22 protein-coding genes and 2 tRNA genes are annotated in these 26,951 nt (G+C 69.1%); 20 read left to right on the top strand and 4 right to left on the bottom strand.

Going from position 1 to position 26,951, the window contains the following annotated elements; genetic code table 11:
• Positions 1–54: 54 nt before the first annotated feature.
• The 6 genes from H6900_13465 to cobU all read left to right on the top strand — a co-directional run bounded on the left by H6900_13465 (position 55) and on the right by cobU (position 6,653).
• Positions 55–1,218, top strand: coding sequence for an RsmB/NOP family class I SAM-dependent RNA methyltransferase (locus H6900_13465; protein MCC0074286.1), 1,164 nt, complete (start codon positions 55–57; stop codon positions 1,216–1,218).
• A 167-nt stretch (positions 1,219–1,385) separates the two neighbouring features.
• Positions 1,386–3,737: a response regulator gene (locus H6900_13460; GenBank protein MCC0074285.1), complete on the top strand. Its 2,352-nt coding sequence runs from the start codon at positions 1,386–1,388 to the stop codon at positions 3,735–3,737.
• A 140-nt stretch (positions 3,738–3,877) separates the two neighbouring features.
• A complete protein-coding gene (gene cobT, locus H6900_13455; GenBank protein ID MCC0074284.1) occupies positions 3,878–4,894 on the top strand; it encodes a nicotinate-nucleotide--dimethylbenzimidazole phosphoribosyltransferase in 1,017 nt (338 codons plus the stop codon).
• 3 nt (positions 4,895–4,897) lie between these two features.
• Positions 4,898–5,626: an adenosylcobinamide-GDP ribazoletransferase gene (cobS, locus tag H6900_13450; protein ID MCC0074283.1), complete on the top strand. Its 729-nt coding sequence runs from the start codon at positions 4,898–4,900 to the stop codon at positions 5,624–5,626.
• The gene (locus H6900_13445) at positions 5,617–6,138 is read left to right on the top strand and encodes a histidine phosphatase family protein (GenBank protein MCC0074282.1); all 522 of its coding nucleotides are present in this window, start codon (positions 5,617–5,619) and stop codon (positions 6,136–6,138) included. Before cobS ends, H6900_13445 begins: the two co-directional genes overlap by 10 nt.
• Positions 6,135–6,653 (top strand): bifunctional adenosylcobinamide kinase/adenosylcobinamide-phosphate guanylyltransferase, encoded by a 519-nt coding sequence (cobU, locus tag H6900_13440; protein MCC0074281.1) that lies wholly within the window; start codon positions 6,135–6,137, stop codon positions 6,651–6,653. Before H6900_13445 ends, cobU begins: the two co-directional genes overlap by 4 nt.
• Here the strand turns inward: cobU and H6900_13435 are convergent.
• Both H6900_13435 and H6900_13430 read right to left on the bottom strand, forming a co-directional pair.
• Entirely contained in the window at positions 6,648–7,322 is a 675-nt protein-coding gene (locus H6900_13435) for a UTRA domain-containing protein (GenBank protein ID MCC0074280.1), read from the bottom strand. The genes cobU and H6900_13435 overlap by 6 nt on opposite strands.
• Positions 7,319–8,683 carry a formimidoylglutamate deiminase gene (locus H6900_13430; protein ID MCC0074279.1) on the bottom strand — a complete coding sequence of 455 codons (1,365 nt, stop codon included), beginning with the start codon at positions 8,681–8,683 and terminating at the stop codon, positions 7,319–7,321. The genes H6900_13435 and H6900_13430 overlap by 4 nt, the downstream gene beginning before the upstream one ends.
• Before the next feature lie 64 nt (positions 8,684–8,747).
• On the opposite strand from H6900_13430, the gene H6900_13425 reads away from it, so the two are divergent.
• The 13 genes from H6900_13425 (at position 8,748) to parE (ending at position 24,182) form a co-directional block, all read left to right on the top strand.
• Positions 8,748–9,932 carry an imidazolonepropionase gene (locus tag H6900_13425; protein ID MCC0074278.1) on the top strand — a complete coding sequence of 395 codons (1,185 nt, stop codon included), beginning with the start codon at positions 8,748–8,750 and terminating at the stop codon, positions 9,930–9,932.
• Complete coding sequence (hutH, locus tag H6900_13420; GenBank protein MCC0074277.1) at positions 9,926–11,443, top strand: histidine ammonia-lyase; 1,518 nt, start codon at positions 9,926–9,928, stop codon at positions 11,441–11,443. The genes H6900_13425 and hutH overlap by 7 nt, the downstream gene beginning before the upstream one ends.
• Complete coding sequence (gene hutG, locus H6900_13415) at positions 11,440–12,234, top strand: N-formylglutamate deformylase (GenBank protein ID MCC0074276.1); 795 nt, start codon at positions 11,440–11,442, stop codon at positions 12,232–12,234. The genes hutH and hutG overlap by 4 nt, the downstream gene beginning before the upstream one ends.
• A 16-nt stretch (positions 12,235–12,250) precedes the next feature.
• A complete protein-coding gene (locus tag H6900_13410) occupies positions 12,251–13,930 on the top strand; it encodes a urocanate hydratase (GenBank protein ID MCC0074275.1) in 1,680 nt (559 codons plus the stop codon).
• 234 nt (positions 13,931–14,164) lie between these two features.
• On the top strand, positions 14,165–15,451 hold the full coding sequence (locus tag H6900_13405) for a lipoprotein-releasing ABC transporter permease subunit (GenBank protein MCC0074274.1): 1,287 nt from the start codon (positions 14,165–14,167) through the stop codon (positions 15,449–15,451).
• Positions 15,444–16,115, top strand: a complete 672-nt coding sequence (locus H6900_13400; GenBank protein ID MCC0074273.1) for an ABC transporter ATP-binding protein — start codon at positions 15,444–15,446, stop codon at positions 16,113–16,115. The genes H6900_13405 and H6900_13400 overlap by 8 nt, the downstream gene beginning before the upstream one ends.
• 114 nt (positions 16,116–16,229) lie before the next feature.
• Positions 16,230–16,655, top strand: a complete 426-nt coding sequence (locus H6900_13395; GenBank protein ID MCC0074272.1) for a L,D-transpeptidase — start codon at positions 16,230–16,232, stop codon at positions 16,653–16,655.
• A gap of 127 nt (positions 16,656–16,782) precedes the next feature.
• A complete protein-coding gene (nrdR, locus tag H6900_13390) occupies positions 16,783–17,250 on the top strand; it encodes a transcriptional repressor NrdR (GenBank protein ID MCC0074271.1) in 468 nt (155 codons plus the stop codon).
• A 104-nt stretch (positions 17,251–17,354) separates the two neighbouring features.
• Positions 17,355–18,428, top strand: coding sequence for a bifunctional diaminohydroxyphosphoribosylaminopyrimidine deaminase/5-amino-6-(5-phosphoribosylamino)uracil reductase RibD (ribD, locus tag H6900_13385; protein MCC0074270.1), 1,074 nt, complete (start codon positions 17,355–17,357; stop codon positions 18,426–18,428).
• Between the two features lie 186 nt (positions 18,429–18,614).
• Positions 18,615–21,020 (top strand): endopeptidase La, encoded by a 2,406-nt coding sequence (lon, locus tag H6900_13380; GenBank protein MCC0074269.1) that lies wholly within the window; start codon positions 18,615–18,617, stop codon positions 21,018–21,020.
• 215 nt (positions 21,021–21,235) lie between these two features.
• Positions 21,236–21,310 (top strand) — tRNA-Val (locus H6900_13375).
• A 119-nt stretch (positions 21,311–21,429) separates the two neighbouring features.
• The gene (locus tag H6900_13370) at positions 21,430–22,083 is read left to right on the top strand and encodes a glutathione S-transferase family protein (protein MCC0074268.1); all 654 of its coding nucleotides are present in this window, start codon (positions 21,430–21,432) and stop codon (positions 22,081–22,083) included.
• 143 nt (positions 22,084–22,226) lie between these two features.
• On the top strand, positions 22,227–24,182 hold the full coding sequence (gene parE / locus H6900_13365) for a DNA topoisomerase IV subunit B (protein MCC0074267.1): 1,956 nt from the start codon (positions 22,227–22,229) through the stop codon (positions 24,180–24,182).
• Between the two features lie 290 nt (positions 24,183–24,472).
• On the opposite strand, the gene H6900_13360 is transcribed toward parE, so the two are convergent.
• Together H6900_13360 and H6900_13355 are read right to left on the bottom strand one after the other, a co-directional pair.
• A tRNA-Asn gene (locus H6900_13360) sits at positions 24,473–24,547 on the bottom strand.
• A 70-nt stretch (positions 24,548–24,617) separates the two neighbouring features.
• Complete coding sequence (locus H6900_13355) at positions 24,618–25,430, bottom strand: MBL fold metallo-hydrolase (protein ID MCC0074266.1); 813 nt, start codon at positions 25,428–25,430, stop codon at positions 24,618–24,620.
• Between the two features lie 145 nt (positions 25,431–25,575).
• On the opposite strand from H6900_13355, the gene H6900_13350 reads away from it, so the two are divergent.
• Positions 25,576–26,931, top strand: a complete 1,356-nt coding sequence (locus tag H6900_13350; GenBank protein MCC0074265.1) for a HAMP domain-containing protein — start codon at positions 25,576–25,578, stop codon at positions 26,929–26,931.
• The last annotated feature ends 20 nt before the right edge of the window (positions 26,932–26,951 follow it).

Genomic DNA, 26,951 nt, shown 5'->3' with positions numbered 1-26,951 from the left:
CCCTTGCCATCGCTGCGCCCTTCCGCCAAACCGGCACAAACCCCGAGAGGCCCCATGACCCCAGCCGCCCGCCAGGCCGCCGCCCTTGCCATCCTCGACCACTGGCTGTCGGGCCAACCCGTCGAAGCCGCGTTGACCCAATGGGCCCGCGCCAGCCGGTATGCCGGGTCCGGCGACCGCGAGGCCGTGCGCGACCTCGTGTTTCGCGCGGTGCGCCAGCGGCGTTCGGCCGCCGCGCTCGGCGGGGCCGAGACGGGGCGCGCCTTGCTGCTGGGCCTGGCGCGGATGGACGGCGCGCCCCCCCAGGACTGGACCGGCGACGGCCACGCGCCCGCGCCCCTGACGCCCGACGAGACCGCGCGCCTGGGCGCGCCGGCGCCGGAATTGCCGCGCGCGGTGGCGCTCGATTGTCCGGAGTGGCTGCTGCCGGCGTTCGACGCCGCGCTTGGTCCGGCGACGGATGCGGTGTTGTCCCTGATGCGCGAACGCGCGCCGGTGTTCGTGCGGGTGAACCGCGCCGCCGCCGACGTGGCCGGCGTGATCGCCGAACTGGCCGATCAGGGCATCGCCGCCCGGCTGCATCCCTTGTCCGCCTGGGCGCTGGAAATCACCGCCAACGCCCGCCGTCTGCGCACCACGCCCGCCTTTGCCCAGGGCCGGATCGAGATGCAGGACGCCGCCAGCCAGGCCGTGGCCGAGCGGTTCCTGGACGCCGCGCCCGCCGGGCCCGTGCTGGACTATTGCGCCGGCGGTGGCGGCAAGGCGCTGGCGTTGGCGGCCGCGGGGCGCGCGGTCACCGCCCATGACGCCGCACCGCGCCGCATGGTCGATCTGCCGGCGCGCGCCGGGCGCGCCGGGGCGCGGGTGCGGGTGCTGGAGGGTGCGGCCTCGGGGCGCTGGCCCGCGATTCTGGCGGACGCACCCTGCTCGGGATCGGGCAGTTGGCGACGCGCCCCCGACGCCAAATGGGCCTTTTCCGCCGAACGGTTACAGGCGCTTTGCGCGGTGCAGGACAGCATCCTCGACGCCTGCGCCGCGCTCACCGCGCCGGGGGGCGTGCTGGGCTATGCAACCTGTTCGCTGCTGCGCCCCGAGAACGAGGACCGCGTCGCGGCCTTTCTTTCGCGTCACCCCGATTGGCGCCTGAACGCGCAACACCGCTGGTCCCCGTGCGACGGGGGCGACGGGTTTTTTCTGGCCCTGCTTCATCGACCCTGACGCGCGGCGCTCTTGTCAATTCAACCTGTGGTGGTAACGTGGGCCTTAACCGCCCCTTAACCCCTTGGGGCGACAGTCAAGAGATGCTCGTGCAAGCCGCCAGGACCCCACCCGATTCGATGCGTGACAGCCTCGCGTTGCCCCTCGCCGCAGTGCGCCCGCCGCTGATGGCGCCGCTTCTGCGGCTTGCCCCGCGGGGCGGTCTGCTGGTGCTGGCCGGCGCCGCGATCCTTGTTTTGACGGCGATTGCGGCGCGGTTCGGCCAACCCGTGCCGGCGCTGGTGACGGCGGTTGCGGGCGCGACGGCGCTGGTGCTGGGCACGGCGGCGCTGGCGATCGGCTGGCGCGCGCGGCGTCGGCAGGGCCGGGTCAGCGCCGTGCTGGCGCAGGCGCTGGCCGGCGATCCCGATCCTGTTCTGGTGACCGATTCGCAGGGCCTGGTGCTGGCCGCCAACCTGGCCGCCAGCGGCGCAGGTTCAGCGTCGGGGGCCGCGGGAACCGGTCTTTCGGCGCGACTGGCGTCCTGGTGTGTCGATGCCGACTCGGTCGCCGCCGCACTTTTGGCCGAAGCCCTGCGCGTTGGCCATGTCCGCCGGGAATTCTGGCGCAAGGACAGCGGCTTGCGCCTGTCCCTGCACCCCGCCGACCGGGGCGCGGCGCTTTTTGTCTGGCGCTTTTCGCCGATCGCGCGCGGCGGTGCGCGCGGGCTCGACGCCCTGGGCCTGCCGGCGCTGACCCGGGGTGCCTGCGGGCCGAGCGCCAACCCCGAGGCGCGTGCCCTGGGGGCGCAGGGCGACCTGACCGACCTGTGGGCCGAGGCCGCGACCCGTGCCGGTTCGGGCGAGCTGCTGTCCTTGCCCGACGGCACCCAGGTGCAACCGTTGCACGTGCCCGCCCGCGACGGAAGCGAGGACATCCTGTTGTTGCCGCCCCTCGGCACCTCCCGACCGGCCAGCGCGGACGGCTTTGATCCGGACGCCAGCGACATCCCCGTGGCGCTGGTCCAGATCGATCCCGAGGGGCGCATCCAGGGCACGAACCGGCTGGCACGCGGGCTGCTGGGGCTGGTGGCGGGCGAAACCCGCTTTTTCTGGGAGGTGGTCGAAGGGCTTGGGCGCCCGGTCGCCGACTGGCTGGACGACGCCCGCGCCGGGCGCGCGCTGGGACGCCCCGAGGTTCTGCGCGCCGCGCTGACCGGGCAGGAGACCTATGTGCAGATCATCCTGCGCCGCGCTCCGGGACCCACCCGCGCGCCGGGATCTTTGGTCGCCGTGATCTCGGACGCGACCGAGCTGAAGTCGTTGGAAGCGCGCTTTGTGCAAAGCCAGAAGATGCAGGCCATCGGCCAGTTGGCGGGCGGAATCGCCCATGATTTCAACAACCTGTTGACCGCGATCTCAGGCCATTGCGACCTGTTGTTGTTGAACCGCGACCGCTTCGATCCCGACTATAACGACCTGTTGCAGATCCACCAGAACGCCAACCGCGCCGCCGCCCTGGTGCGGCAGTTGCTGGCCTTTTCGCGCAAGCAGACCCTCAAGCCCGAGGTGATGACGCTGGAATCCATGCTCGAGGATCTGACGCATCTGCTGACCCGGCTGGTCGGTGAGCGGATCACCCTGTCGCTGACCAACGCTGCCAATCTGGGCGCGATCCGGGCGGATCGGCGGCAGCTTGAGCAAGTCATCATGAACCTGGTCGTCAACGCCCGCGACGCGATGCCGATGGGCGGGACGATCAGTCTCGAGACCGAGGCGCGGCATCTGGACGCCGAACTCGAACACGGCCGCGCCCGGGTGCCGCCCGGTGACTACGCGCTGATCCGCGTGGTCGATCAGGGGATCGGCATCCCCGCGGACATCATCGACAAGATCTTCGAGCCGTTTTTCACCACCAAGCGACTGGGCGAGGGGACCGGCCTGGGTCTGTCCACCGCCTATGGCATCGTCAAGCAGATGGGCGGCTATATCTTTTGCGACAGCGTCGAGGGGGCGGGGACCACCTTTACGCTGTATTTCGCGGTCGAGGCGGCGGGCGACACGGTCCCGGGGCGGTCCGTGCCGCCCGGGGCGGCGGCGCTGCCCGCGAGCCCGGCGAAACCGGCGCCGCGATCCGAAACCGTCCCGGTCCCGCCATTGGCGGCGCCCTCGCGCGGCGGTTCGATCCTCCTGGTCGAGGACGAGGCCCCGGTGCGCGCCTTTGCCGCACGGGCCCTACGCCTGCAGGGCTATCAGGTGTTCGAGGCGCAAGACGGCGAACAGGCGCTGGAGTTTCTGGAAAACCCCGCGGTGCGGGTCGATCTGTTCGTGACCGATGTCATCATGCCGGGAATCGACGGCCCGGGGTGGGTGACGCAGGCGCTGCGGACCCGCCCGGGAACGCCGGTGGTCTTCGTTTCGGGCTATACCGAGGATGCGCTGAACGCCGCGCTGGTGCGCATTCCGCGCGCGCGTTTTCTGGGCAAGCCATTCTCGCTGCACGAACTCAGCGAGACGATCGAGGCGCAACTGGTCGTCTGACGCGCTGGCCGGTGCCGGGTTTCGCACCGGAGCGCCCCGGGTTTCCGGGTTCCTCGCGGTCGTATCGCGGCCTCGGGGCGTCGCCTGCGGCGCTTGCAACCGTCCCTCGGGCTGTTAGGAAGGTCGCGAGCCCGCCGCCCCTGAGGACAGAACCCGTGACCGACAGTCTTGCCGCCCGCATTCGCCATACCATCGACACCAAGACCAAGCCGCTCGGCGCGCTGGGGCGAATCGAGCAGCTGGCGGAACAGATCGCGCTGGTGCAGGGCACGACCGCGCCGGTGATGTCGGTCTGCACGCTCACCATCTTCGCGGCCGACCACGGGATCGCCGACGCCGGCGTCTCGACCTTTCCGCAGGTCGTGACAGGGCAGATGGTGCTGAACTTCCTGTCCGGAGGCGCGGCGGCCAACGTCTTTGCGCGGGTGAACGGCGTCGGGTTGCAGGTGGTCGATGCGGGCGTTGCCGGGGCGCCGATCGCCCATCCGGACCTGATCGACCGGCGGGTTGGGGCGGGCACCGCGAACTTCCTGGACGGCCCGGCGATGAGTGCGGCGCAGGCGCAGGCCTGCCTGGATCACGGCGCGGACATCGCACGCAAGGCCCTCGGCGAGGCGCTGGCATTTGGCGAAATGGGGATCGCCAACACGGCCACGGCCGCGGCGCTGGCGCACAAGCTGACGGGGCTGCCGCTGATCGATCTGGTCGGGCGCGGCACCGGCCTGGACGACGCAGGGGTGCGTCACAAACTGGCGGTTCTGGAACGCGCCTGTGGCCGAACCGGCGCCTTGTCGCCCGCGCAGGCGATGGCCGAATACGGCGGGTTCGAAATCGTCATGATGGCCGGGGCGATGCTGGAAACCGCGCACGCGGGCCGGATCGTCATGGTGGACGGCTTCATCGCCACCGCGGCGGCGACGCTGGCCTGCGCGCTCGAACCCGGCTGCCGCGCGGCGATGGTCTTTGCACACCGCTCGCACGAATCCGGCCACCGGGTCCTGCTGGCGCATCTCGGCGCGACGCCGCTTCTGGACCTGGACATGCGTCTGGGCGAGGGCACCGGCGCGCTTCTGGCCTGGCCGTTGCTCAAGGCGGCGGCAGCCATGATGTCGGACATGGCCAGCTTCGAGGCGGCGGGCGTCTCGAACCGGGACTGAGCGATGCGCGCCTTTCGCGCCGCGCTGACCTTCCTGACCCGGCTGCCCGTTGGGCGACTCGAGGCCGGGGATTTCGCACGCGCGCCGGGATGGTTCGCCGCCGCCGGGCTGGTCATCGGGGCCGCGGGCGCGGGCGTCTGGTGGCTGGCGGCCGCGATCTGGCCCCCGGTGCTGGCTGCGCTGGCCGCCGTCGCGGCGATGCTTATGATCACCGGCGCGCTGCACGAGGACGGGCTCGCGGATGCCTTTGACGGGCTGGGCTCGGGGCGGCCGGCAGAGCGCGCGATGGAGATCATGCGCGACAGTCGCATCGGCAGTTTCGGAACGCTGGCGCTGGCGCTGGTGCTGGGCGCGCGCATCGCGGCGCTGGTCGCGCTGGGTCCGCTGGCGCCGGCGGCGATGATCGCGGGGCAGGGGCTGAGCCGCGCGGGCATGACGCTGATGTTGCGGCGCGGTCCCTACCTGCGGGCCCAGGGCACGGGCAGCGGCATGACCGGCCCGCTGGGCGCGGGCGCCTGGCCCCTGGCGCTGGCGGCGCTGGCGGCGGCGGCGCTCACCCTGTGGAGCGGCGGATGGGCCCTCGCGCCGGCGCTTCTGGGCCTGGTGCTGGCGATGCTGGTCCTGCGCGGCTGGGCGATCCGACGGCTGGGTGGGCTGACCGGGGATATCCTGGGGGCGGCGCAGGTGCTGGGCGATCTGGGGTTTCTGCTGGGCTGGCTGGCATGGCCTTGATCCTTTTGCGCCACACCCGGCCCGAGGGCGCCAGCGGCGTCTGCTACGGGCGCACCGACCTGCCGCTGGCCGAGGGGTTCGCGCAGGAAACGGCGGCGATCGCCGCGGGCTTGCCGGCGGTCGCGCGGATCGTTTCATCGCCGCTGTCGCGCTGTCTCAGGCTGGCCCAAGCCATCGGTGCGGCGCGCGATCTGCCCGTGCAGGTGCTGCCCGATCTGATCGAAATGGACTTTGGCCGCTGGGAAAACCACCCCTGGGACCGCATCCCGCGCGCCGAGATCGACGCCTGGTCCGAGGATTTCCTGGATGCGCGGCCTCATGGCGGGGAAAGCGTCCGGCAGTTGGCGGCGCGCGCGCGGCGTGCGCTTGACATGGCGGCGACGGGGCCGCGACCGGCGCTGGTGGTGACGCACGCCGGGATCATCAAGGCGGCGCGCGTGGCAACCGGCGAGGGCGACGGCTGGCGGGCCGAGACCGCCTTCGGCACCTGGGTGACGGTGGACTGGCCATGAGCGTGACGCTGGTTCTGGGCGGCGCCCGGTCGGGCAAGAGCGCGCTGGCCGAGCGCCTGACACGGGCGTCCGGTCCGGCACCCGTCTATCTGGCGACCGCGCAGGCCTGGGACGACGAGATGCGCGCGCGCATCGAACAGCACCGCGCGGATCGCGCGGGACAGGGCTGGCACACCGTCGAATCCCCGCTGGCGATGCCCGCGGCACTGGCCGCCGTGCCCGAAACGGCGCCGGTCCTGGTGGATTGCCTGACGCTTTGGCTGACCAACCTTCTGCTGGGCGAGGCGGATATCGAAAGCGCGACCCGGGCCTTGCTGGCTGCGCTCGACCGGGCGGGGGACACGGTCCTGGTGGCCAATGAAACGGGGCTGGGGATCGTGCCCGACAACGCGCTGGCGCGACGGTTTCGCGATTCGGCAGGGCGCCTCAATCAACAGATCGCGGCGCGGGCGGATCATGTGGTCTTTGTCGCGGCCGGCCTGCCGCTGGTGTTGAAGGGCGCGCCGGCGCTATAGCCCGGTTTCCATGCGGTAGCCCGGGGCATAGACCAGCCGCACCCAGGTGATCGGCGCCAGATCGCGGGTTTCGCGGTCCAGCGCCAGCAATGCGGCGCCCGGCGCACAGGCCAGCGCGCGGACCAGCGCATCGTCCGCGGCGATGGCGTGAAAGGCCAGCGTGCCCTCGGCGAAGCTGACATTGCCGACCAGCCATTCGTTGGCGCTGAGCGTGTCGAAGCGGATGCCCTCGGCGATGCGGGGGGCCAGCCAGCGATCCTCGAGGCAAAAGGGCGCGCCGTCGGCCGTATGCAGGGCCACCACGTGCCGCATCGCCCCGGCGCCCAGCTGCGCGTGCAGCGCCTCGGGCACCGGCGCGATCCGGTCGGACAGCAGCCGGTAGCCGGGCACCTGGCCGCGCGCCTCGATGTCGTGGCGGATGATGGAAATGGCGAAGGTCGCCATGCGCACCGGGGTGACCGGCACCCGTGTCCCGCCTTTGCGCCTGCGGTCCAGGTAGCCCGCGTCGGCCAGGTCTCTGAGCGCGCGGTTCACGGTCGCCCGAGCGACCCCCCATTCGGCGGCCAGGTCGGCCTCGTCGGGGATGCGGCTGCCGGGCGGCCAGTCGCGCGCGCGGATGCGTCGCAACGCCTCGTCCCGCGCGGCCTGCCAGCCGGTGATCGCCATCATACCCCCTGCAAGCGTCGCACCACCGCGCGATAGCCCGTCTCGATCCTGTCGCGCGCGACATGGCGACCGGCGCGCACCAGATGACGGCCGGCCGACCAGACCTCGGCCACGGCGCGGTCGTCGCCGGCAAAGATCCACGCGTCCAGCAAGGCATCGCCCGTTCGCCCCTCGAGGTCAACCCGCCCGGTGTCCAGCGCCAGCATGTCGGCCAGTCGCCCCTCGGCCAGGGTGCCGCTGTCCCGCCCCGCGGCCTGCGCGCCGCCCAGGGCCGCGCCCTGCAACAGGACCCGCCCCGTCGATTGCGTGGGCGTCGCCAGGGCTGCGCGCACCCGGTCGCGCAGGCGTTGGGAATGGTCCAGGGTGCGCAATTCCTCGGACAGGGTGATGCGGATGTTGCTGTCCGAGCCGATGCCGAACCGGCCTTGCGCGCGGGTCCAGGCGACGCCGTCGAAGATCCCGTCGCCCAGCGAGCTTTCGGTGATCGGGCACAGGCCCGCCACCGCGCGGGTTGCGGCCAGCGCCAGCGTCTCGGGCCGCTGCATCTGGGTGCAGTGGATCAGGCACCAGCGGTCATCGACGGCGGCGTGGTCCAGCAACCATTCCACCGGCCGCGCGCCCAGAAAGGCAAGGACTTCGTCCACTTCGGCGGTCTGTTCGGCCAGGTGCATGTGCAACGGGGCCGTGGGGCGCAGGCGGGTGCACAGGGCCAGGGCCTCGGGCGTCACGGCCCGCAACGAGTGCGGGGCGATCCCCAGCCGCGCGTCGTCGGGCAGGGCGCCGAGGGCCGTTTCCGCGCCCTCGACCAGACGGGCGAAACCGTCGGGCGTGTTGCCGAATCGCACCTGCCCGGGACCCAGCGCGCGCCCGTCGCACCCCCCTTGTTGGTAGAGAACCGGCAACAAGGTCAGCCCGATGCCGCTGTCCTGCGCCGCACGGACCACGCGCGCCGCCATTTCGGCCGGGTCCGCATAGGGTGTCCCGCCGGGGGCGTGATGAAGATAGTGGAACTCGACCGAGGCGCCATAGCCGGCCTCGAGCATCTCCATCTGGACGAAGGCCGCGATGGCTTGAACGTCCTCGGGGGTGAGCTGGTCCAGGAAGCGGAACATGAGCTGCCGCCAGGTCCAAAAGGAATCGCTGTCCGATGGGCCGCGCCGTTCGGTCATGCCGGCCATGGCGCGCTGAAAGGCGTGAGAATGCAGGTTCGCCGGTGCGGGCAACAAGGCGCCGACCGCGATGTCCCCCGCGCGGGGGGCGCTGTCGGGTTCGATCCGGGCGATGCGTGCGCCGTCCAGCGTCACCGCCACGTCCCGCGCCCAGCCCGTCGTCAGCAGCGCCTGTTCAGCCCGGATGCGCGTCATCGAAAACTCCGTTGACTGTTCCAATAAGTATATACATATTACCGCCAGAGCAAAGGATCGCAAGATGGAATCGGCTGACCTCATTCTGACCAACGCCCGGCTTGCCCCCGGACCCGGGGACCACAGGGGGGGCGTGGCCATTCGGGATGGGCGGATCCTGTGGGTCGGGCCCGCCGACGCGGTGCCCTGCGCGGGGCCGTGTCGCGATCTCGAGGGGCGGGTGCTGACCCCCGCGCTGATTGACTGCCACACGCATCTGGTGCACGGCGGGCACCGCGCCCGCGAATTCGCGCTGCGGCTGGAAGGTGCCAGCTACGAACAGATCGCCAGGGCGGGGGGCGGCATCGTTTCGACGGTCAAGGCCACCCGCGCCGCCAGCGAGGACGCGCTTTATGCACAGGCCGTGCCCCGTCTTGAGGCCCTTCTGGCCGAGGGCGTCGGCACCGTCGAGATCAAGTCGGGTTACGGGCTCGACCGCGACACCGAATTGAAAATGTTGCGCGTGGCCAGACGGTTGGGGCAGGCGTTCCCGGTGCGCGTGGTGACCAGTTTTCTGGGGGCTCACGCCATTCCCACCGCGTATGCAGGAATGCCAGACAAATATTTGACTGACATTTGTTTGCCTGCATTGCGCGCGGCCCATGCCCAGGGCCTGGTCGATGCCGTGGACGGGTTCTGCGAGGGGATCGCCTTTGACACCGCGCAGATCGCCCGTGTCTATGACGAGGCCCGCGCGCTGGGATTGCCGGTGAAACTGCACGCCGAACAACTGTCGCATCGCGGCGGGGCCGCGCTGGCCGCGCGGCATGGGGCGCTCAGCGCCGATCATCTCGAATACGCGACCGACGAGGACGCCCGCGCCATGGCCCGCGCCGGCACCGTCGCGGTGCTGCTGCCGGGCGCGTTCTATGCCCTGCGCGAGACCCAGGCACCGCCCGTCGCCGCCTTTCGGGCCCAGGGCGTGCCGATGGCGATCGCCACCGACGCGAACCCGGGCAGTTCGCCGCTGACCTCGCTGTTGCTGGCGATGAACATGGCCTGCACCCTGTTCCGCCTGACCCCGGACGAGGCCCTGCACGGCGTGACCGATCACGCCGCGCGGGCGCTGGGTCTGGCCGATACCGGGCGGCTTGCTGCCGGGATGCGCGCCGATCTGGCGGTCTGGAGTGTCGAAGACCCTGCCGAACTGGCCTATCGGATCGGCTTCAACCCGCTGTTCACCCGCTATTTCGAGGGGCGCGAATGCTGATACTGAGCCCTGGCGCGACGACGCTGGAACAACTGGAAACCGTTTACAGACAGGGCGTTGGCGTTCGTCTTTCAGACGATTGCCGGGCCCCCGTGGAGGCCGCGCAAGCGATCGTCGCGCGCGCGGCCGCGGGCGGGGTGGCGGTTTACGGTGTGAACACGGGCTTTGGCAAGCTGGCTTCGGTCAAGATCGCTCCGGGCGATACCGCGCGGCTGCAACGCAACCTGATCCTCAGCCATTGCTGCGGCGTGGGCGAGGCGCTGGACGTGGCCACCACCCGGTTGATGATGGTGCTGAAACTGCTCAGCCTTGGGCGCGGGGCTTCCGGCGTGCGCTGGACCGTGATCGCGGCGATCGAGGCGCTGTTGGCACGGGGGGTCACGCCGGTCGTGCCGTCGCAGGGATCGGTCGGGGCCTCGGGCGATCTGGCGCCGCTGGCACACATGACGGCCGTGTTGATCGGCGAAGGCGAGGCCTGGCTTGAGGGGCAGCGGATCTCTGGCGCGCAAGCCCTTGAACGCGCGGGGATTGCGCCGATCGTTCTGGGACCCAAGGAAGGCCTGGCACTGATCAACGGCACGCAGTTCTCGACCGCTCTGGCGCTGGTCGGGCTGTTCGATGCCTGGCGGCTTGCCCGCGCGGCGCTGGTCACGGGGTGCCTGTCCACGGATGCGATCATGGGGTCCACGGCGCCCCTGCAACCGGCGATACACAGCCTGCGCGGGCATCGTGGCCAGATCGAGGTCGCCGCGACGATGCGCGCGCTGATGGACGGGTCAGTCATTCGTGACAGCCACCGCGAGGGCGACACGCGGGTTCAGGATCCGTATTGCATCCGCTGCCAGCCGCAGGTTCTGGGCGCCGCCGTCGATCTGCTGCGCTTCGCCGCAACCACCCTCGAAACCGAGGCCAATGCGGTCACGGACAATCCTCTGGTAACCGCCGAGGGTATCTATTCCGGTGGGAACTTTCACGCCGAACCCGTTGCTTTCGCAGCAGATATCATCGCTCTGGCCCTGGCCGAGATCGGCGCCATCGCGCAGCGTCGCGTCGCGCTGATGGTCGATCCGACCCTCAGCCATGACCTGCCGCCTTTCCTGACGCCGGCCCCCGGGCTCAATTCGGGTTACATGATCGCCGAGGTGACGACCGCGGCCTTGATGAGCGAAAACAAGCATCTGGCCACGCCTTGTTCCACCGATTCCACGCCCACGTCGGCCAACCAGGAGGATCACGTCAGCATGGCGGCTCACGGCGCGCGGCGGTTGCAGCGGATGGTGGCCAACCTGGCCGGCATCCTGGGGGTCGAGGCGCTTTGCGCCGCGCAGGGCATCGAGTATCGCGCGCCGCTGACCACGGCGCCGCGCCTCGACTCGGTGGTCGGCGCGATCCGGTCGCAGGTGCCGCCACTGGCCGAGGACCGCTATCTGGCGCCCGAGATCGAACGCGCGGCGCAGATGGTCCGTCAGGACGCGCTGGCCGACGCCGCCGAACTGGCGTTCGCGCTATGACGCCGGTCGTCGTGCAGGAGGGCGCAAGCCCGCTGATCCTGGCCATGCCGCACACCGGCACCGCGCTGCCGCCCGCGATCCTGGCGCGGCTCAACCTGCGCGGCCAGGTGCTGGCCGATACCGACTGGCACATCGACCGGCTCTATGCGGGGTTGGTGCCCGACGCGACCGTCGTGCGCGCCACCTTTCACCGCTACGTCATCGATGCGAATCGTCCGCCCGACGGGGCCAGCCTTTATCCCGGGCAGAACACCACGGGCCTGGTGCCCGAGACCGATTTCGACGGCCAGCCGATCTGGACCGCGCCACCGACCCCGGCCGAGATCGAGGAGCGCCGCCAGACCTTTCACGCGCCCTATCACGCGGCGCTTGCGGCGCAGATCGCGCGGGTGCGCGCCCGTCACGGGGTGGCGATCCTTTATGACTGCCATTCGATCCGCTCGCACATCCCCTTTCTGTTCGAGGGCCGGCTGCCCGATTTCAACATCGGCACGGCGGGCGGCACGGCCTGCGCCCCGCAGGTCGCGGATCTGGTCGCCGGGTGCTGTGCCCGTGCCGAAGGGTTCCGCTGGGTCCTTGACGGCCGGTTCAAGGGCGGGTGGACCACCCGCCATTATGGCCGGCCCGACGAGGGCGTTCACGCGGTGCAGATGGAACTGGCGCAGGCCACCCATCTCAGCCACGAGGCGCCCCCCTTTGCCTATGATGCCGACCGCGCCGCGCCGCTGCGCGGCCATCTCGGCACCATTCTGAACGGGCTTTGCGCCCTTGCACCCACGCTGCGCGCCTGACGAAGGAGACCTTGCCATGACCGACCCCCGACACAACACCCGCGATGTCTTTCCCCCGACCGGCCTCGCGATCACCGCGAAAAGCTGGCAGACCGAGGCTGCGATGCGGATGCTGATGAACAATCTGCACCCCGATGTGGCCGAGAACCCGCATGAGCTGGTGGTCTATGGCGGGATCGGCCGCGCGGCGCGAACCTGGAAGGACTTCGATCTGATCGTGGACAGCCTGAAGCGGTTGGACGAGGACCAGACCCTGCTGGTGCAGTCCGGCAAGCCGGTGGGCGTGTTCCGCACCCATGCCGACGCGCCGCGCGTGTTGATCGCCAATTCCAACCTGGTGCCGCATTGGGCGAACTGGGATCATTTCAACGCGCTCGATAAGGCCGGGCTGATGATGTATGGCCAGATGACCGCCGGGTCCTGGATCTACATCGGCACGCAGGGCATTGTGCAGGGCACGTTCGAGACCTTTGCCGAGGCCGGGCGCCAGCATTACGGCGGCGATCTGCGCGGCAAATGGATCCTGACGGCGGGTCTGGGCGGCATGGGGGGCGCGCAACCCCTGGCGGCGGTCATGGCGGGGGCTTGCTGCCTGGCCGTCGAATGCGACGAGACGCGCGCCGATTTCCGCATCCGCACCCGCTATTGCGACGCCAAGGCCCACAGCCTGGACGCGGCCTTGGCACTGATCGCCGACTGGACCGCCCGGGGCGAGGTGAAATCTGTCGCGCTGATCGGCAATGCGGCCGAGGTGTTCCCGGAACTCCTGCGCCGGATGCAAGCGGGCGGCCCGCGCCCCGACATCGTCACCGACCAGACCAGCGCGCACGATCCGGTGCACGGCTATCTGCCGCTGGGCTGGAGTGTGGCGGAATGGCGCGCGAAGCAGGAGAGCGACCCCAAGGCCGTCGAGCGCGCGGCGCGGGCCAGCATGAAAACCCATGTCGCCGCGATGGTCGGGTTCTGGAAGGCGGGGGTGCCGACGCTGGACTATGGCAACAACATCCGCCAGGTTGCGCTGGACGAGGGGCTGACCGACGCCTTTGCCTTTCCCGGCTTCGTTCCGGCCTATATCCGGCCGCTGTTCTGCAAGGGGATCGGGCCGTTTCGCTGGTGCGCGCTGTCGGGCGACCCCGAGGATATCGCGAAGACCGACGCCAAGATGAAGGAGTTGTTCCCCGACAACGCCCATCTGCACCGCTGGCTGGACATGGCCGCCGAGCGGATCGCCTTTCAGGGGCTGCCGGCGCGCATCTGCTGGATCGGCCTGGGCGAGCGGCACAAGGCGGGGCTTGCGTTCAACGCGATGGTGCGCAGCGGCGAGTTGAAGGCACCGGTGGTGATCGGGCGCGACCATCTGGACAGCGGCTCGGTCGCCTCGCCCAATCGCGAGACGGAGGCGATGCGCGATGGATCGGACGCGGTGTCGGACTGGCCCTTGCTGAACGCGCTGCTGAACACGGCCTCGGGTGCGACCTGGGTCAGCCTGCATCACGGCGGCGGGGTCGGTATGGGGTTCAGCCAGCACGCCGGAATGGTCATCGTCTGCGACGGGACCGAGGCTGCGGACAAGCGGTTGGCGCGGGTGTTGTGGAACGACCCGGCGACCGGCGTGATGCGGCACGCGGATGCGGGCTACGACATCGCGCTGGACTGCGCGCGCGCGCACCAGCTGGACCTGCCCGGCATCCTGTGAGGGGCGGGGGCTGCCGCCCCCGCACCCCCGCTTCAAGGGGGGCACGCCCCCCTTGAAAATCCCCGTGCGTATTTCGGACAAGATGATGCGCGCGCGCGGGGGTGTTCGGTCCTGGGCGCGCATGGGCGGGGTCCAAGGGCCACAACACCCATGTGATAACTTGCCCCTTGACCGCGTGCCGCTTTCGCCCGACCTTGCGCGGCACCGACAACAGGCCCGGATCGCGATCCCTCCATGACTCCACGGACACCGCCTTTCGCCGCGTTCGAGTGGATGATCGCCTGGCGCTATCTGCGCGCGCGCCGGGCCGAGGGCGGGGTCAGCACGATGACCTGGATCTCGCTGGTCGGGGTGGCGCTGGCGGTGTTTGCGCTGATTGCCACGCTGGCCGTGCGCTCGGGTTTTCGGGCCGAGTTCGTGGACACGGTGTTGGGCGCGAACGCCCACGCGACGATCTATTACACCGGCACCACGACCCCCAGCGGGCAGATGAGCCGGGCGATCGAGGATTACGCCGACCTGACGCGCCGGCTGGCCGCGGTGCCCGGCGTGAGCCGCGCGGCCCCCCTCATCAAGGGGCAGGTGATGGCGACCAATCAGGGCCGCAGTGCCGGGGTCGAGGTGTTCGGCATCCGCGCCGAAGACCTGATGGCCATTCCGCGCATTGCCCATTCCGACCGGTCGCGCGGCGACATCGCGCGCTTCGATCAGGGCATTGCCATCGGCGAGGGGGTCGCGCGCGAGTTGAACGCGCAGGTCGGCGACCGGATTCGCGTGATCTCGCCCGAGGGCGCGCGCACGGCCTTCGGCACGTCGCCGCGCGTCAACAGCTACGAGGTGGTCTACATCTTTTCGGCCGGGCGCTACGACATCGACCGCACGCGCGTCTATCTGCCCTTTGCCGAGGCGCAGACCTTTTTCAATCGCGACGGTGTCGCCGACGAGATCGAGGTGATGCTCGACCGGCCGGAAGACGTGGATTCGATGGTCTACCCCTTGCTGCGCGCGGGTGGCGAGCGGGCGATGATCTGGACCTGGCGCGACAGTGCGGGCAGCTTTCTGCGGGCGCTGGATATCGAGGACAACGTGATGTTCATCATCCTGTCGATCCTGGTGCTGATCGCGGCGATGAACATCATTTCGGGCCTCATCATGCTGGTCAAGAACAAGGGCCGCGACATCGGCATCCTGCGCACCATGGGATTGAGCGAGGGGTCGATCCTGCGCGTGTTCTTCCTGTGCGGTTCGTTGGTGGGGGTCGCGGGCACCGCGATCGGCGTGATCGCGGGCTGCCTGTTCGCGCTTTACATCGACCCGATCTTTGCCTTTGTGAACTACGTCGCGGGGGGCGGGGTCTGGGATCCGTCGATCCGGGGCATCTATGCGCTGCCGGCCGAACTGCGGCTGGTCGATGTGGTCAAGGCGGTGTCGCTGTCGCTGGGCCTGTCCTTTGTGGTCACGCTGTTTCCCGCCCGGCGCGCGGCACGCATGAACCCGGTGGAGGCCCTGCGCTATGAATAGTCCCGCGCTGGTTCTGGACGGGATCGTCAAGACCTACCCCGGCCCGGTCGAGGTGCTGCGCGGGGTGTCCGTGTCGCTGGCACGCGGCGAGGTCGTGGCGCTGGTCGCGCCTTCGGGGGCGGGCAAATCGACGCTGTTGCATGTCGCCGGGTTGCTCGACTCGGCCGACCGGGGCCGGGTCGAGATCGACGGCATCGACATGACGCGGCTCGGCGATGGCGCGCGCACGGCGGCGCGGCGCGGCGCCGTGGGGTTCGTCTATCAGTTCCACCACCTGTTGCCGGAATTTACCGCGGCCGAGAACATCGTGCTGCCGCAGTTGGCCAACGGCGCGCCCCGCGCCGCGGCCCAGGCGCGCGCGGCCGATCTTCTGGCGCGGGTGGGCCTGTCCGACCGCGCCACGCACCGCCCGGCGCAACTGTCCGGCGGCGAACAGCAGCGCGTCGCCTTCTGCCGGGCCATGGCCAACGCGCCGCATGTGCTGCTGGCGGACGAGCCGACCGGGAACCTGGACCCGGGCACCTCGGACCAGGTGTTTGGCGTGCTGATGGATCTGGTGCGCAACACCGGCCTGTCGGCGCTGATCGCCACCCACAATCTGGAGCTTGCGGGGCGCATGGACCGTATCCTGCGGCTCGAAGGCGGCAGAATCGCAACATCGTGAGACGGAATCGGCATCTTTCCGCCGAAAATCTTGACTCTGCCCCGCCGGATTCGGGAACTGGAACCAAGGGCGCTGCCACGCCTTGTTGTTGTTGATTTCCACCGGGGGGTTGGAATGAATGTCCTGTTTCGGGCCGCGATCGCGGCCGCTCTGCTGTTGGCGCCCGTCGCCGCCCATGCCCATGCCATTGTTGCACGCGTCAGCGTCGGAACGCAGACGATGCATGTCTATCTGGACGGTCAGTTGCGCTATGAATGGCCGGTCTCGACCGCGGGCAATGGCTATATCACGCCGCGCGGCGAGTGGGAGCCGACCTGGCTGTCGCGCTGGCACCGTTCGCGGCAATACAACAATGCGCCGATGCCCTTCGCGATCTTCTATTACGAAGGCTACGCCATCCACGCGACCGAGGCCACCTGGGCGCTGGGGCGCCCGGCCAGCCACGGTTGCGTGCGCTTGCATCCCGACAACGCCGCGCTGCTCTTTTCCATGGTCGAGCAGGAGGGGATGGAGAACATGCGCGTGATCGTCACCGATTGACGGGCCGCGCCGGGGCGGCCACAGCCCGGCCCCTCGATCTGGGGTCGGGAAATTTCCTCTACCCAAGGTTTCGCGGTGTCCCTATAGTCCCTGTGGATAAAAGATAGCCCACCCCGAGGGAGAGGTCATGCGCTGCCCGTTCTGCGGAAATGTCGATACCCAGGTCAAGGATTCCAGGCCGGCCGAAGACCATGTGTCGATCCGGCGCCGGCGCTTTTGCCCGGCCTGCGGCGGCCGGTTCACGACTTACGAGCGCGTGCAGTTGCGCGATCTGGTTGTGGTGAAATCCTCGGGCAAGCGCGAGCCGTTCGACCGCGACAAGTTGGAGCGCTCGATCCGCATCGCCATGCAGAAGCGCCCCGTGGAACCCGAGCGCATCGAGCAGATGATCTCGGGCATCGTGCGGCGGCTGGAGTCGATGGGCGAAACCGACATCCCCAGCCGCGTGATCGGCGAGATCGTGATGGAAACCCTCGCGCGGATCGACACCGTGGCCTATGTGCGCTTTGCCAGCGTCTACAAGAATTTCCAGGCGGCGGACGATTTCGACAAATTTGTCAGCGAACTGCGCCCGCCGGTGTTGAATGAGGACTGATCGGGGACGGGGGCGCTTGCCCCTTGCACCCCTTGGGCTGACCTTTTGGCGTTCGGCGGACGGGACGAAAGGGCGCGGCCGTGTCGCGGGATGATGCCGGCTACATGCGGATGGCGCTGGGGCTTGCGGCGCGCGGGCTGGGCAATGTCTGGCCCAATCCGGCGGTTGGCTGCGTGCTGGTGCGCGACGGCGCGGTGGTCGGACGGGGCTGGACCCAGCCGGGCGGACGCCCCCACGCCGAGGTGCGCGCGCTGGCGCAGGCCGGTGCGGCGGCGCAGGGCGCGACGGCCTATGTGACGCTCGAACCCTGCGCCCATCACGGCCAGACCCCGCCCTGCGCCGCGGCGCTGATTGCCGCCGGCGTGGCGCGGGTGGTCACCGCGTTGACCGACCCCGACCCGCGCGTCGCCGGACGGGGCCACGCGATGCTGCGCGCCGCCGGCATCGCCGTGACCGAAGGGGTCGAGGCCGAGGCCGCCACGCGGGCCAATCTGGGCTTCCTGCTGCGCGTGACCGAGGGGCGCCCGCTGGTGACGCTGAAACTGGCGCTGACGCTCGATGCGCGCATCGCGACGGCCTCGGGCGAGAGCCGGTGGATCACCGGCCCCGAGGCCCGCCGCCGCGTGCATCTGATGCGCGCGCGCCATGACGCGGTTCTGGTCGGCTCGGGCACGGCGCGGGCCGACGACCCCGACCTGACGGTGCGCGACCTGGGGATCGACCGCCAGCCGGTGCGGATCGTGGCGGACAGCCGGCTGGGCGTGTCGCCCGACAGCCGGCTGGGCCGCAGCGCGCGCCAGTCGCCCGTCTGGATGCTGCACGGCCCCAACGCCTCTGCCAGCCAGCGCGAGGGCTGGATCGCCCGCGGGGCGTCGCTGATCCCTTGCGACGGCGATGCGATGGGGCGGCTGGATGTGCGGCAGGCGCTGGCGGAACTGGGCGCGCGCGGTCTGACGCGTGTCTTCTGCGAGGGGGGCGGCGGTCTGGCGGCCAGCCTGATCGCGGCGGGCCTTGTGGATGACCTTGTGGTGTTCAGTGCAGGCCGGCTCTTCGGCGCCGACGGCACGCCCGGGCTTGCGGGGCTGGGCATGACCGCGATCGGACCGCGCGCCTGGGCGTTTCAGGGCGCGGAACCCGTCGGCGAGGACCTTCTGCACCGCTGGCGCCGGTTGCGTTAACCCGGTGACGCGTTTTTTACCAGTCCGCAAAACGGTCTCAATCGGTGCAAACTTGTGCCACAGTGCACAGGCAAGCCTGATAGACCAGATGTTGAATTTCCGTCCGGGCGGCCCCAGATATGTCGCTGAACGGGGCGACCCGGGGCTGCATGCCCGCCGGGCGCCGAACAAGTGTTGAGGTTAGGTATGACGAACCAATCCACCGCCTACGCCGTGCTTCCCCTGCGCGACATGGTCGTCTTCCCGCACATGATCGTGCCGCTCTTTGTCGGGCGCGACAAATCCGTGCGTGCGCTCGAGGCGGTGATGCGCGAGGACAAGCAGATCCTCCTGGTCACCCAGATCGATCACGCGGCCGAGGACCCCGGCACCGACGGCATGTATCGTGTCGGCGTGCTGGCCAATGTGCTGCAACTGCTGAAACTGCCGGACGGCACCGTCAAGGTCCTGGTCGAGGGCAAGGCCCGCGTGCGGATCACCGGCTTTGTCGAAAACGACCAGCATTTCGAGGCCGAGGCCGTCGTACTCGAGGAAACGCCCGGCGAGCCCGCCGCGGTCGAAGCGCTGACCCGCGCGGTCGGCGACGATTTCGAACGCTACGCCAAGATCAAGCGCAACGTCCCCGAAGAGGCCCTGACCGCGATCGCCGATGCGGCCGAACCGGCGCGCCTGGCGGATCTTGCCGCCGGTCACCTGGGGGTCGATGTTGCCCGCAAGCAGGAGCTTCTGGAAACGCTGGACGTGGCCGAACGGCTGGAAAAGGTCTATGGCCTGATGGAGGGCGAGATCAGCGTTCTTCAGGTCGAGCGCAAGATCAAGTCGCGCGTCAAGTCGCAGATGGAGCGCACCCAGCGGGAATACTATCTGAATGAGCAGATGAAGGCCATTCAGAAGGAACTGGGCGAGGGCGAGGACGGCCAGAACGAGCTGACCGAGCTTGAGGACCGCATCAAGTCCACCAAATTCTCGAAGGAAGCGCGCGAAAAGGCCGAGGCCGAGCTGAAGAAGCTGAAGTCCATGTCGCCCATGTCGGCCGAGGCCACGGTGGTGCGCAACTATCTGGACTGGCTGCTGGCGCTGCCCTGGGGTGTGAAATCGCGTGTCAAGAAGGATCTGAACCGCGCGCAGTCGATCCTGGATCAGGACCATTACAGCCTGGACAAGGTCAAGGAACGCATCGTCGAATATCTGGCGGTACAGTCGCGTTCGGCCAAGCTGAAGGGGCCGATCCTGTGCCTCGTCGGACCTCCGGGCGTGGGCAAGACCAGCCTGGGCCGGTCGGTCGCCAAGGCCACGGGGCGCGAATTCATCCGCATCTCGCTGGGCGGCGTGCGCGATGAAAGCGAGATCCGCGGCCACCGGCGCACCTATATCGGTTCGATGCCGGGCAAGATCATCCAGGCGCTGAAAAAGGCCAAGACGACGAACCCGCTGATCCTGCTCGATGAAATCGACAAGATGGGTCAGGATTTCCGGGGCGATCCGGCCTCGGCCATGCTCGAGGTGCTGGACCCCGAACAGAACGCGACCTTCGTGGATCACTATCTTGAGGTGGAATACGATCTGTCGGACGTGATGTTCATCACCACGGCGAACAGCTACAACATGCCGGGCCCGCTGCTGGACCGGATGGAGATCATCCCGCTGGCCGGCTACACCGAGGACGAAAAGACCGAGATCGCCCGCCGGCACCTGATGCCCAAGGCGCTGAAGAACCACGGTCTGAAGAGGTCCGAACTCAGCGTGTCGGATGACGCGCTGACGGCGGTGTTGCGGTATTACACCCGCGAGGCCGGGGTGCGGAATTTTGAGCGCGAGCTCAGCAAGATCGCCCGCAAGGCGGTCACCCAGATCGTGCGCAAGCAGGCCAAACACGTCGATGTCACGGCCGAAAACCTGTCTGACTATCTGGGCGTGCCGCGGCACCGCTATGGCCTGGCCGAAAAGGAGGACCAGGTCGGCGTGGTGACGGGGCTGGCCTGGACCAGCGTCGGTGGTGATCTGTTGCAGATCGAGGCGTTGAAATTGCCGGGCAAGGGCCGGATGAAGACCACCGGCAAGCTGGGCGAGGTGATGAAGGAATCGATCGATGCGGCGTCGAGCTATGTGCGCTCGATCAGCCCGCAGATCGGCGTCAAGCCGACCAAGTTCGAGACGATGGATATCCACGTCCACGTTCCCGATGGCGCCACGCCCAAGGACGGCCCTTCGGCCGGTCTGGCGATGGTGACGGCGATCGTTTCGGTGCTGACCGGGATCCCGGTGCGCAAGGACATCGCCATGACAGGCGAGGTCACGCTGCGCGGCAACGCCACCGCCATCGGCGGATTGAAGGAGAAACTGCTGGCGGCGCTCAGGGGCGGCATCACCAAGGTGCTGATCCCGGTCGAAAACGCCAAGGATCTGCCCGAGATCCCCGACAACGTGAAAGAGGGGCTTGAGATCGTGCCCGTCAGCCACGTCAGCGAGGTGCTGCGCCACGCGCTGGTGCGCGCGCCCGAGCCGATCGACTGGGACGAGGCCGCCGAAGAGGCCGCGCAGGCGGCCCGGCTGGCGCAGGCCAGCACGGCCCCGACCGCGACCGCCCACTGAACCGCGCCGTCCCTCGGCGCCAGCGCCCCCGCCCGGCCGTCGTGCCCGGTGCGGGGGCGTTTTCATGACCGCCGCGTCCCCCCCCCGTTCGCCGGGGGGCCGGGGCAATGCCGGTCGGTTCCAACCCGCGGTCCGGGGGCGCGCAGGAAAACGTAGAAAGCTGCATCTGACCCCTTGAGCCTCGCGGCGTGACTCGCTATAGACCGCGCCACGGCGGGCGATTAGCTCAGCGGTAGAGCGCTTCGTTCACATCGAAGATGTCAGCGGTTCAAATCCGTTATCGCCCACCATTCCCCTTTCCGCCCTGCGCTGGACCGCGTTGCAAGACGCGGTGATGGGCCGTGAAACGCCCGTTGCGCGGCGCGTTGGCTGCGTTAGTGTAGCCGTTCAATCCAGCCCCGAGGCTTTCTTGCTCACCATCTACGGAACCCTCCGCTCCCGCACGACGCGCGTTGTCTGGGCGGCCGAGGAACTCGGACTTCCCTATCGCCGTGAAACCGTCGTTTTCGCCAGCGCGCTGCCCGATCCGCAGGCCGCGGGTGCGCCCCTGAACACCGCCTCGGCGGCGTTTCTGGCCGTGAACCCGATGGGCCAGTTGCCCGCCATGCGCGACGGCGACCTGTGCCTTGGCGAATCCCACGCGATCTGCTTCTACATGGCGCGCAAGGCGGGCGGCCCGGTCGCACCCGACGGCGCGGCCGAGGAAGCCGAGGCGCTGCAATGGGCGTTCCTCGCGGCCTCGACCATCGAGCCGCAGGCGATCGAGGTGCTTTACACCGTCATGGGCGGCACCGCCGACACCGCCGAGGGCAAGGCCCGCATCGCCGCCGCGCTGGACAAGCTGGTCCGCCCGATGCGCCGGATCGAGACCCATCTGCAAAGCCATGAATGGCTGGTGGGCGGGCGTTTCACCATCGCCGACATCATGATGGAGGAAACGCTGCGCTATGTCGCCGCCGCGCCGGGGGCCTTTGACGCCTCTCCCGCGCTCAAGGCCTGGTTCGACCGTTGCCAGGCGCGGCCGGGATTCCAGCGCATGTGGACGGCACGCAACGCCGAGTGAGGCGCGCACCGCATCGGCGGGCCCCTGTGGTCCCGCCGATCGGGCGCACGCCGCGCGCCGCCGGGGATCGCAAAACCTTGCGTCCGGCGGCCGCGGATGGTCTAGTGCTGCCAAAATCATACAAGCCAAACACGAGCAGCCCGATGTCCGACGACCTCCTCTCCGGCCAGACCGAAACCTATGACGCCTCGTCCATCGAGGTGCTCGAGGGGCTGGAACCGGTCCGCAAGCGCCCTGGCATGTATGTGGGCGGCACGGACGAACGCGCGCTGCACCATCTGGTGGCCGAGATCCTCGACAATTCGATGGACGAGGCCGTCGCCGGCCACGCCAATCGGATCGAGGTCGAACTGCACGCCGACTACGCCGTCACCATCCGCGACAACGGGCGCGGGATGCCATTCGACCCGCATCCCAAGTTTCCCGGCAAATCCGCGCTCGAGGTGATCCTGTGCACGCTGCACGCGGGTGGCAAATTCTCGGGCAAGGCATACGAGACCTCGGGCGGGTTGCACGGGGTTGGCGCATCGGTGGTGAACGCCCTGTCGGACAGCATGGTGGTGCAGGTCGCGCGCGACCGAAAGCTGGTCGAACAACGGTTCGCGCGCGGGGTGCCGCTGGGCCCCGTGGTGGAACTGGGCGCCGCCCCCAACCGACGCGGCACCACCACGACCTTCCATGCCGACGAGGTGATCTTTGGCCATCACCGGTTCAGGCCCTCGCGGCTGTTCAACATGGTGCGCTCGAAGGCCTATCTTTTCTCGGGCGTGGAAATCCGCTGGAAATCCGCGATCGAGGACGGCGACACCCCGATGGAGGCCAGCTTCCATTTCCCGGGCGGCCTGGCCGATTACCTGTCCGAGCAGCTCGACAAGGACACGACCTATGCCGACAAACCCTTTGCCGGCAAGGTCGGCTTTCAGGAAAAGTTCGGCGTGCCGGGTTCGGTCGAATGGGCAATCAACTGGACACCGATGCGCGACGGCTTCGTGCAGAGCTACTGCAACACCGTTCCCACGCCCGAAGGCGGCACGCACGAGGCGGGTTTCTGGGCGGCGATCCTCAAGGGGATCCGCGCCTATGGCGAACTGGCCAACAACCGCAAGGCCAAGGACATCACCCGCGAGGACATGACGACGGGCGGCTGCGCCCTGGTCTCGTGCTTCATCCGCGAGCCCGAGTTTGTCGGCCAGACCAAGGACCGGCTGGCCACCACCGAGGCCGCGCGCCTGGTCGAGGGCGCCGTGCGCGACCATTTCGACAACTGGCTGGCGGCCGATCCCAAGGCGGCGGGGGCGATCCTGGATTTCCTGGTCCTCAGGGCCGAGGAACGCCTGCGCCGGCGACAGGAAAAGGAAACGCAGCGCAAGACCGCGACCAAGAAACTTCGGCTTCCGGGCAAGCTGGTCGATTGCTCGGCCGTGTCGCGCGCGGGCACGGAATTGTTCATCGTCGAGGGCGACTCGGCCGGCGGCTCGGCCAAGATGGCGCGCGACCGCAAGACCCAGGCGCTGCTGCCCCTGCGCGGCAAGATCCTGAACGTGCTGGGGGCGGCCTCGGGAAAGATGGGCCAGAACGCCGAGATCAACGATCTCTGCCAGGCGCTGGGGGTGGGGCTGGGGTCCAAGTTCCGCGTCGATGACCTGCGCTATGACAAGGTCATCATCATGACCGACGCCGATGTGGACGGCGCGCATATCGCCTCGCTGCTGATGACCTTCTTCTTCACGCAGATGCGGCCGATGATCGACCACGGTCACCTCTATCTCGCCTGTCCGCCGCTCTTTCGCCTGACGCAGGGCGCGCGCCGCATCTATGCGCTCGACGAGGCCGAAAAGGCGGTCTGGCTGGACAAGGGGCTGGGCGGCAAGGGCAAGATCGACGTGTCCCGCTTCAAGGGTCTGGGCGAGATGGACGCCAAGGACCTGAAGGAAACCACCATGGACCCGGCCTCGCGCAAGCTGATCCGCGTCAGCATCGACGAGGACATACCGGGCGAGACCGGCGATCTGGTCGAACGCCTCATGGGCAAGAAGCCGGAACTGCGGTTCCAGTATATCTCCGAGAACGCCCGCTTCGTCGAGGACGTGGACGTCTGACCCCAGGGAATGGGCTAGGCGACCTTGACCTTGACGCTGTGGCGGTCTTGGCGGTGCCCCTGGGCGTTGTTGCGGAATTCATGAGCTTCCGGGATTCACGGTGTGACTCCTATGGGTTAGGAGCCTGCCACGAGCTAGCCCGAACCTGCCCGCTATCGCACGACGATTTGGAAATCCTGTAACGATGCGCTGAAGCGGCGCGGGCCTACGCGAGCCTTACTTTTCAGCCTTACGCGAGAAAGTCCGGGAAAAGAAAAACCCTCTAAGTCATTGACCTAGAGGGCTTATCTTGGCTCCGGCGGTAGGGATCGAACCTACGACCAATTGATTAACAGTCAACTGCTCTACCGCTGAGCTACGCCGGAACACGTGGGCCGTATAGCAAGGGGGTATTGCGGCGTCCAGAGGGGGGCGGTGGTTTTTTTCAATCTGTTCTCAGGGCGCGGCGATACGCGTGTTTGGCCCTGGAATTCCCTCGAATTTCAAGATGTTGCGCGCGTCGAGGTCGATCAGATGCGCGAGCACGTTGCGCGCGGCGGCGGGCAGCAGGGCCGGGGGCACGTCGGTATAGACCCGTTCGGTCACCGCGCCCAGGGTCCGGGCCCCGTCCAGGACGGCCTCGCGAATCGCGGCCTCGCGCATCAGGCGGTGGCTGCGCAGCGCGCGGGTGCGCGCCAGGCCGTCGGGCACCGGCGCGCCGTGGCCGGGAAAGTAGCGCAATGGGCCCAGGGATTCGATCCGGTCGAGGCTGCGCATGAAGTCCGTCAGGTCCCCGTCGGGCGGGGACACCAGACTGGGCGCCCATCCCATGACGTGATCGCCCGAAAACAGCGCGCCGCCCCAGTGAAAGCACAGATGCCCGCCCAGGTGGCCCGGGGTGTGCACGGCGCGCAGCGGCTGGCCGCCGACATCGACCGTGTCGCCGTCGGCCAGTTGGAGATCGGGCGCAAAGGCCAGGTCCAGCCCCTCGCCGCCGCCGACATGATCCCCCAGCGCCGCCATGCGGTCCGAGCGTCCGGAGCGCGCGTCGCCAAACGACAGAACCGGCGCTTTGGTCTGGCGGGCAAGCGGTGCGGCCAGGGGCGAGTGATCCAGATGCGCGTGGGTGACCAGGATCTGGGCCACCCGCTCGCCAGGCTTCAGCGCCGCCAGGATCGCCGCCAGATGCGCGGGATCGGCAGGGCCCGGGTCGATGACCGTCACCGCGCCGTCGCCCAACAGGTAGGTGTTGGTGCCGCGTTCGGTCATGGGCGAGGGGTTGGGCGCCAGCACCAGGCGCAGCCCCTCGGCCAGTGTCAGGGGCTGTCCGGGCCGGGGGGAGAATTCGGTGGGCGGTTCGCGGTCGGTCACGGCGGGTCTCGTCAAGTTGCGTCCTCGGGCCTAGAGTATCGCCATGCTCGGCCGCTTGCTCAAACCGTTTCTGCCGCGCGGCCTCTATTGGCGGGCCGCGTTGATCGTATTCGTGCCGGTGCTGACGATCCTGCTGGTGGTGTCGCTGGCCTTCATCCAGCGCCATTACGAGGGGGTGACGCGGCAGATGACCGGCAATTTCGTGCTGGTCGCGCATCATATCCTGGCCGAGACCGACACGCGCCCCGATCGCGCCGCGGCCGCGGCCGAGGCGGCGCGCCTGGCCCGGGCCTTTGACCTGCTCGAGGCCGGGATCGACACACGCGCGCCCGCCAGCGACAGCCCGGCGACGCTGCCGATCTACGATCTGTCGGGCCGCCTGGCGATTCGCGAACTGCAGGCGGGTCTGCCCGAGATGGCCTCGGTGCGGTTGCGCGACGGGGATGTGACGCTGTGGCTGGACGGCACGCACGGGTATCTGCGGCTGAAATTCCGGCTCAGCCAGATCTCGGCGCGCAATCCGCATCAGATGCTGGTGCTGACGCTGGTAATCGGGCTGGGGATGGGGGTGATCGCCTTCATCTACCTGAAGAACCAGATGCGCCCGATTCGCCGGCTGGCGCGCGCGGCCGAGGCCTTTGGCCGGGGGCAGAGCGTGCCCCTCAGGCTGTCCGGCGCGACCGAGGTGCGGGCCGCCTCCGCCGCGTTCCTGCAAATGCGCGAGCGGATCGAACGGCACATCGAACAGCGCACGCTGCTGCTGTCGGGCGTCAGCCACGACCTGCGCACGCCGCTGACGCGGATGCGCCTGGCCCTGTCGATGATGGACGACGAGCCGGAAGCCCGGGCGCTGCTGGCCGATGTCGCGGAAATGGAGGCGCTGATCGACCGCTTCCTGGAATTCGCCCGGACCGAAGTCGCCGAACCCTCGGTGCCGACCGACCTGGGCGCGCTGGTTGCGCAGCGCGTGGCCGACGCGGCGCGGGGCGGGCGGGCGGTGACCCTGATCGCGGGGCCGCCGCCGCCGATTCTGGCGGTTCGACCGCAACTGCTGGCGCGCGCGCTCGACAATCTGATCGGCAATGCGCTGCGCTATGGAACCCGGGCGCGGGTGTCGGTGGTCCAGGAACCCGACCGCGTCGTCGTCAGTGTCGAGGATGACGGACCGGGTATCGATCCCGCGGAATACGACCGCGCCACGCGCCCCTTCGTGCGGCTCGACCCCGCGCGCGGGGCCAGCCGGGGCGCCGGCGTCGGGCTGGGCCTGTCGATCGTGGCGGATGCGATGCGCTCGCATGGCGGCAGCCTGACGCTGGATCGCGGGGATACGCCCGGTTACGGCGGGCTGGTCGCCCGTCTGATCCTGCCGCGGAAACACGCGGATGCGGGGTCCGTCTAATCGCGCGGCGGGGCAAGGGC

The organism is Rhodobacter sp. (assembly GCA_020637515.1).
GTDB lineage: Bacteria > Pseudomonadota > Alphaproteobacteria > Rhodobacterales > Rhodobacteraceae > Pararhodobacter.
Note: the sequence above shows the minus strand (reverse complement) of the source record. Positions and strands in the feature narration are given on the sequence as shown.

Coding starts and splice junctions, on each gene's coding strand:
- H6900_13465 (MCC0074286.1), top strand. CDS start 55: ATGACCCCAGCCGCCCGCCAGGCCGCCGCCCTTGCCATCCTCGACCAC.
- H6900_13460 (MCC0074285.1), top strand. CDS start 1,386: ATGGCGCCGCTTCTGCGGCTTGCCCCGCGGGGCGGTCTGCTGGTGCTG.
- cobS (MCC0074283.1), top strand. CDS start 4,898: ATGCGCGCCTTTCGCGCCGCGCTGACCTTCCTGACCCGGCTGCCCGTT.
- H6900_13445 (MCC0074282.1), top strand. CDS start 5,617: ATGGCCTTGATCCTTTTGCGCCACACCCGGCCCGAGGGCGCCAGCGGC.
- cobU (MCC0074281.1), top strand. CDS start 6,135: ATGAGCGTGACGCTGGTTCTGGGCGGCGCCCGGTCGGGCAAGAGCGCG.
- H6900_13435 (MCC0074280.1), bottom strand. CDS start 7,322: ATGATGGCGATCACCGGCTGGCAGGCCGCGCGGGACGAGGCGTTGCGA.
- H6900_13430 (MCC0074279.1), bottom strand. CDS start 8,683: ATGACGCGCATCCGGGCTGAACAGGCGCTGCTGACGACGGGCTGGGCG.
- H6900_13425 (MCC0074278.1), top strand. CDS start 8,748: ATGGAATCGGCTGACCTCATTCTGACCAACGCCCGGCTTGCCCCCGGA.
- hutH (MCC0074277.1), top strand. CDS start 9,926: ATGCTGATACTGAGCCCTGGCGCGACGACGCTGGAACAACTGGAAACC.
- hutG (MCC0074276.1), top strand. CDS start 11,440: ATGACGCCGGTCGTCGTGCAGGAGGGCGCAAGCCCGCTGATCCTGGCC.
- H6900_13410 (MCC0074275.1), top strand. CDS start 12,251: ATGACCGACCCCCGACACAACACCCGCGATGTCTTTCCCCCGACCGGC.
- H6900_13405 (MCC0074274.1), top strand. CDS start 14,165: ATGACTCCACGGACACCGCCTTTCGCCGCGTTCGAGTGGATGATCGCC.
- H6900_13400 (MCC0074273.1), top strand. CDS start 15,444: ATGAATAGTCCCGCGCTGGTTCTGGACGGGATCGTCAAGACCTACCCC.
- H6900_13395 (MCC0074272.1), top strand. CDS start 16,230: ATGAATGTCCTGTTTCGGGCCGCGATCGCGGCCGCTCTGCTGTTGGCG.
- nrdR (MCC0074271.1), top strand. CDS start 16,783: ATGCGCTGCCCGTTCTGCGGAAATGTCGATACCCAGGTCAAGGATTCC.
- ribD (MCC0074270.1), top strand. CDS start 17,355: ATGCGGATGGCGCTGGGGCTTGCGGCGCGCGGGCTGGGCAATGTCTGG.
- lon (MCC0074269.1), top strand. CDS start 18,615: ATGACGAACCAATCCACCGCCTACGCCGTGCTTCCCCTGCGCGACATG.
- parE (MCC0074267.1), top strand. CDS start 22,227: ATGTCCGACGACCTCCTCTCCGGCCAGACCGAAACCTATGACGCCTCG.
- H6900_13355 (MCC0074266.1), bottom strand. CDS start 25,430: ATGACCGAACGCGGCACCAACACCTACCTGTTGGGCGACGGCGCGGTG.
- H6900_13350 (MCC0074265.1), top strand. CDS start 25,576: ATGCTCGGCCGCTTGCTCAAACCGTTTCTGCCGCGCGGCCTCTATTGG.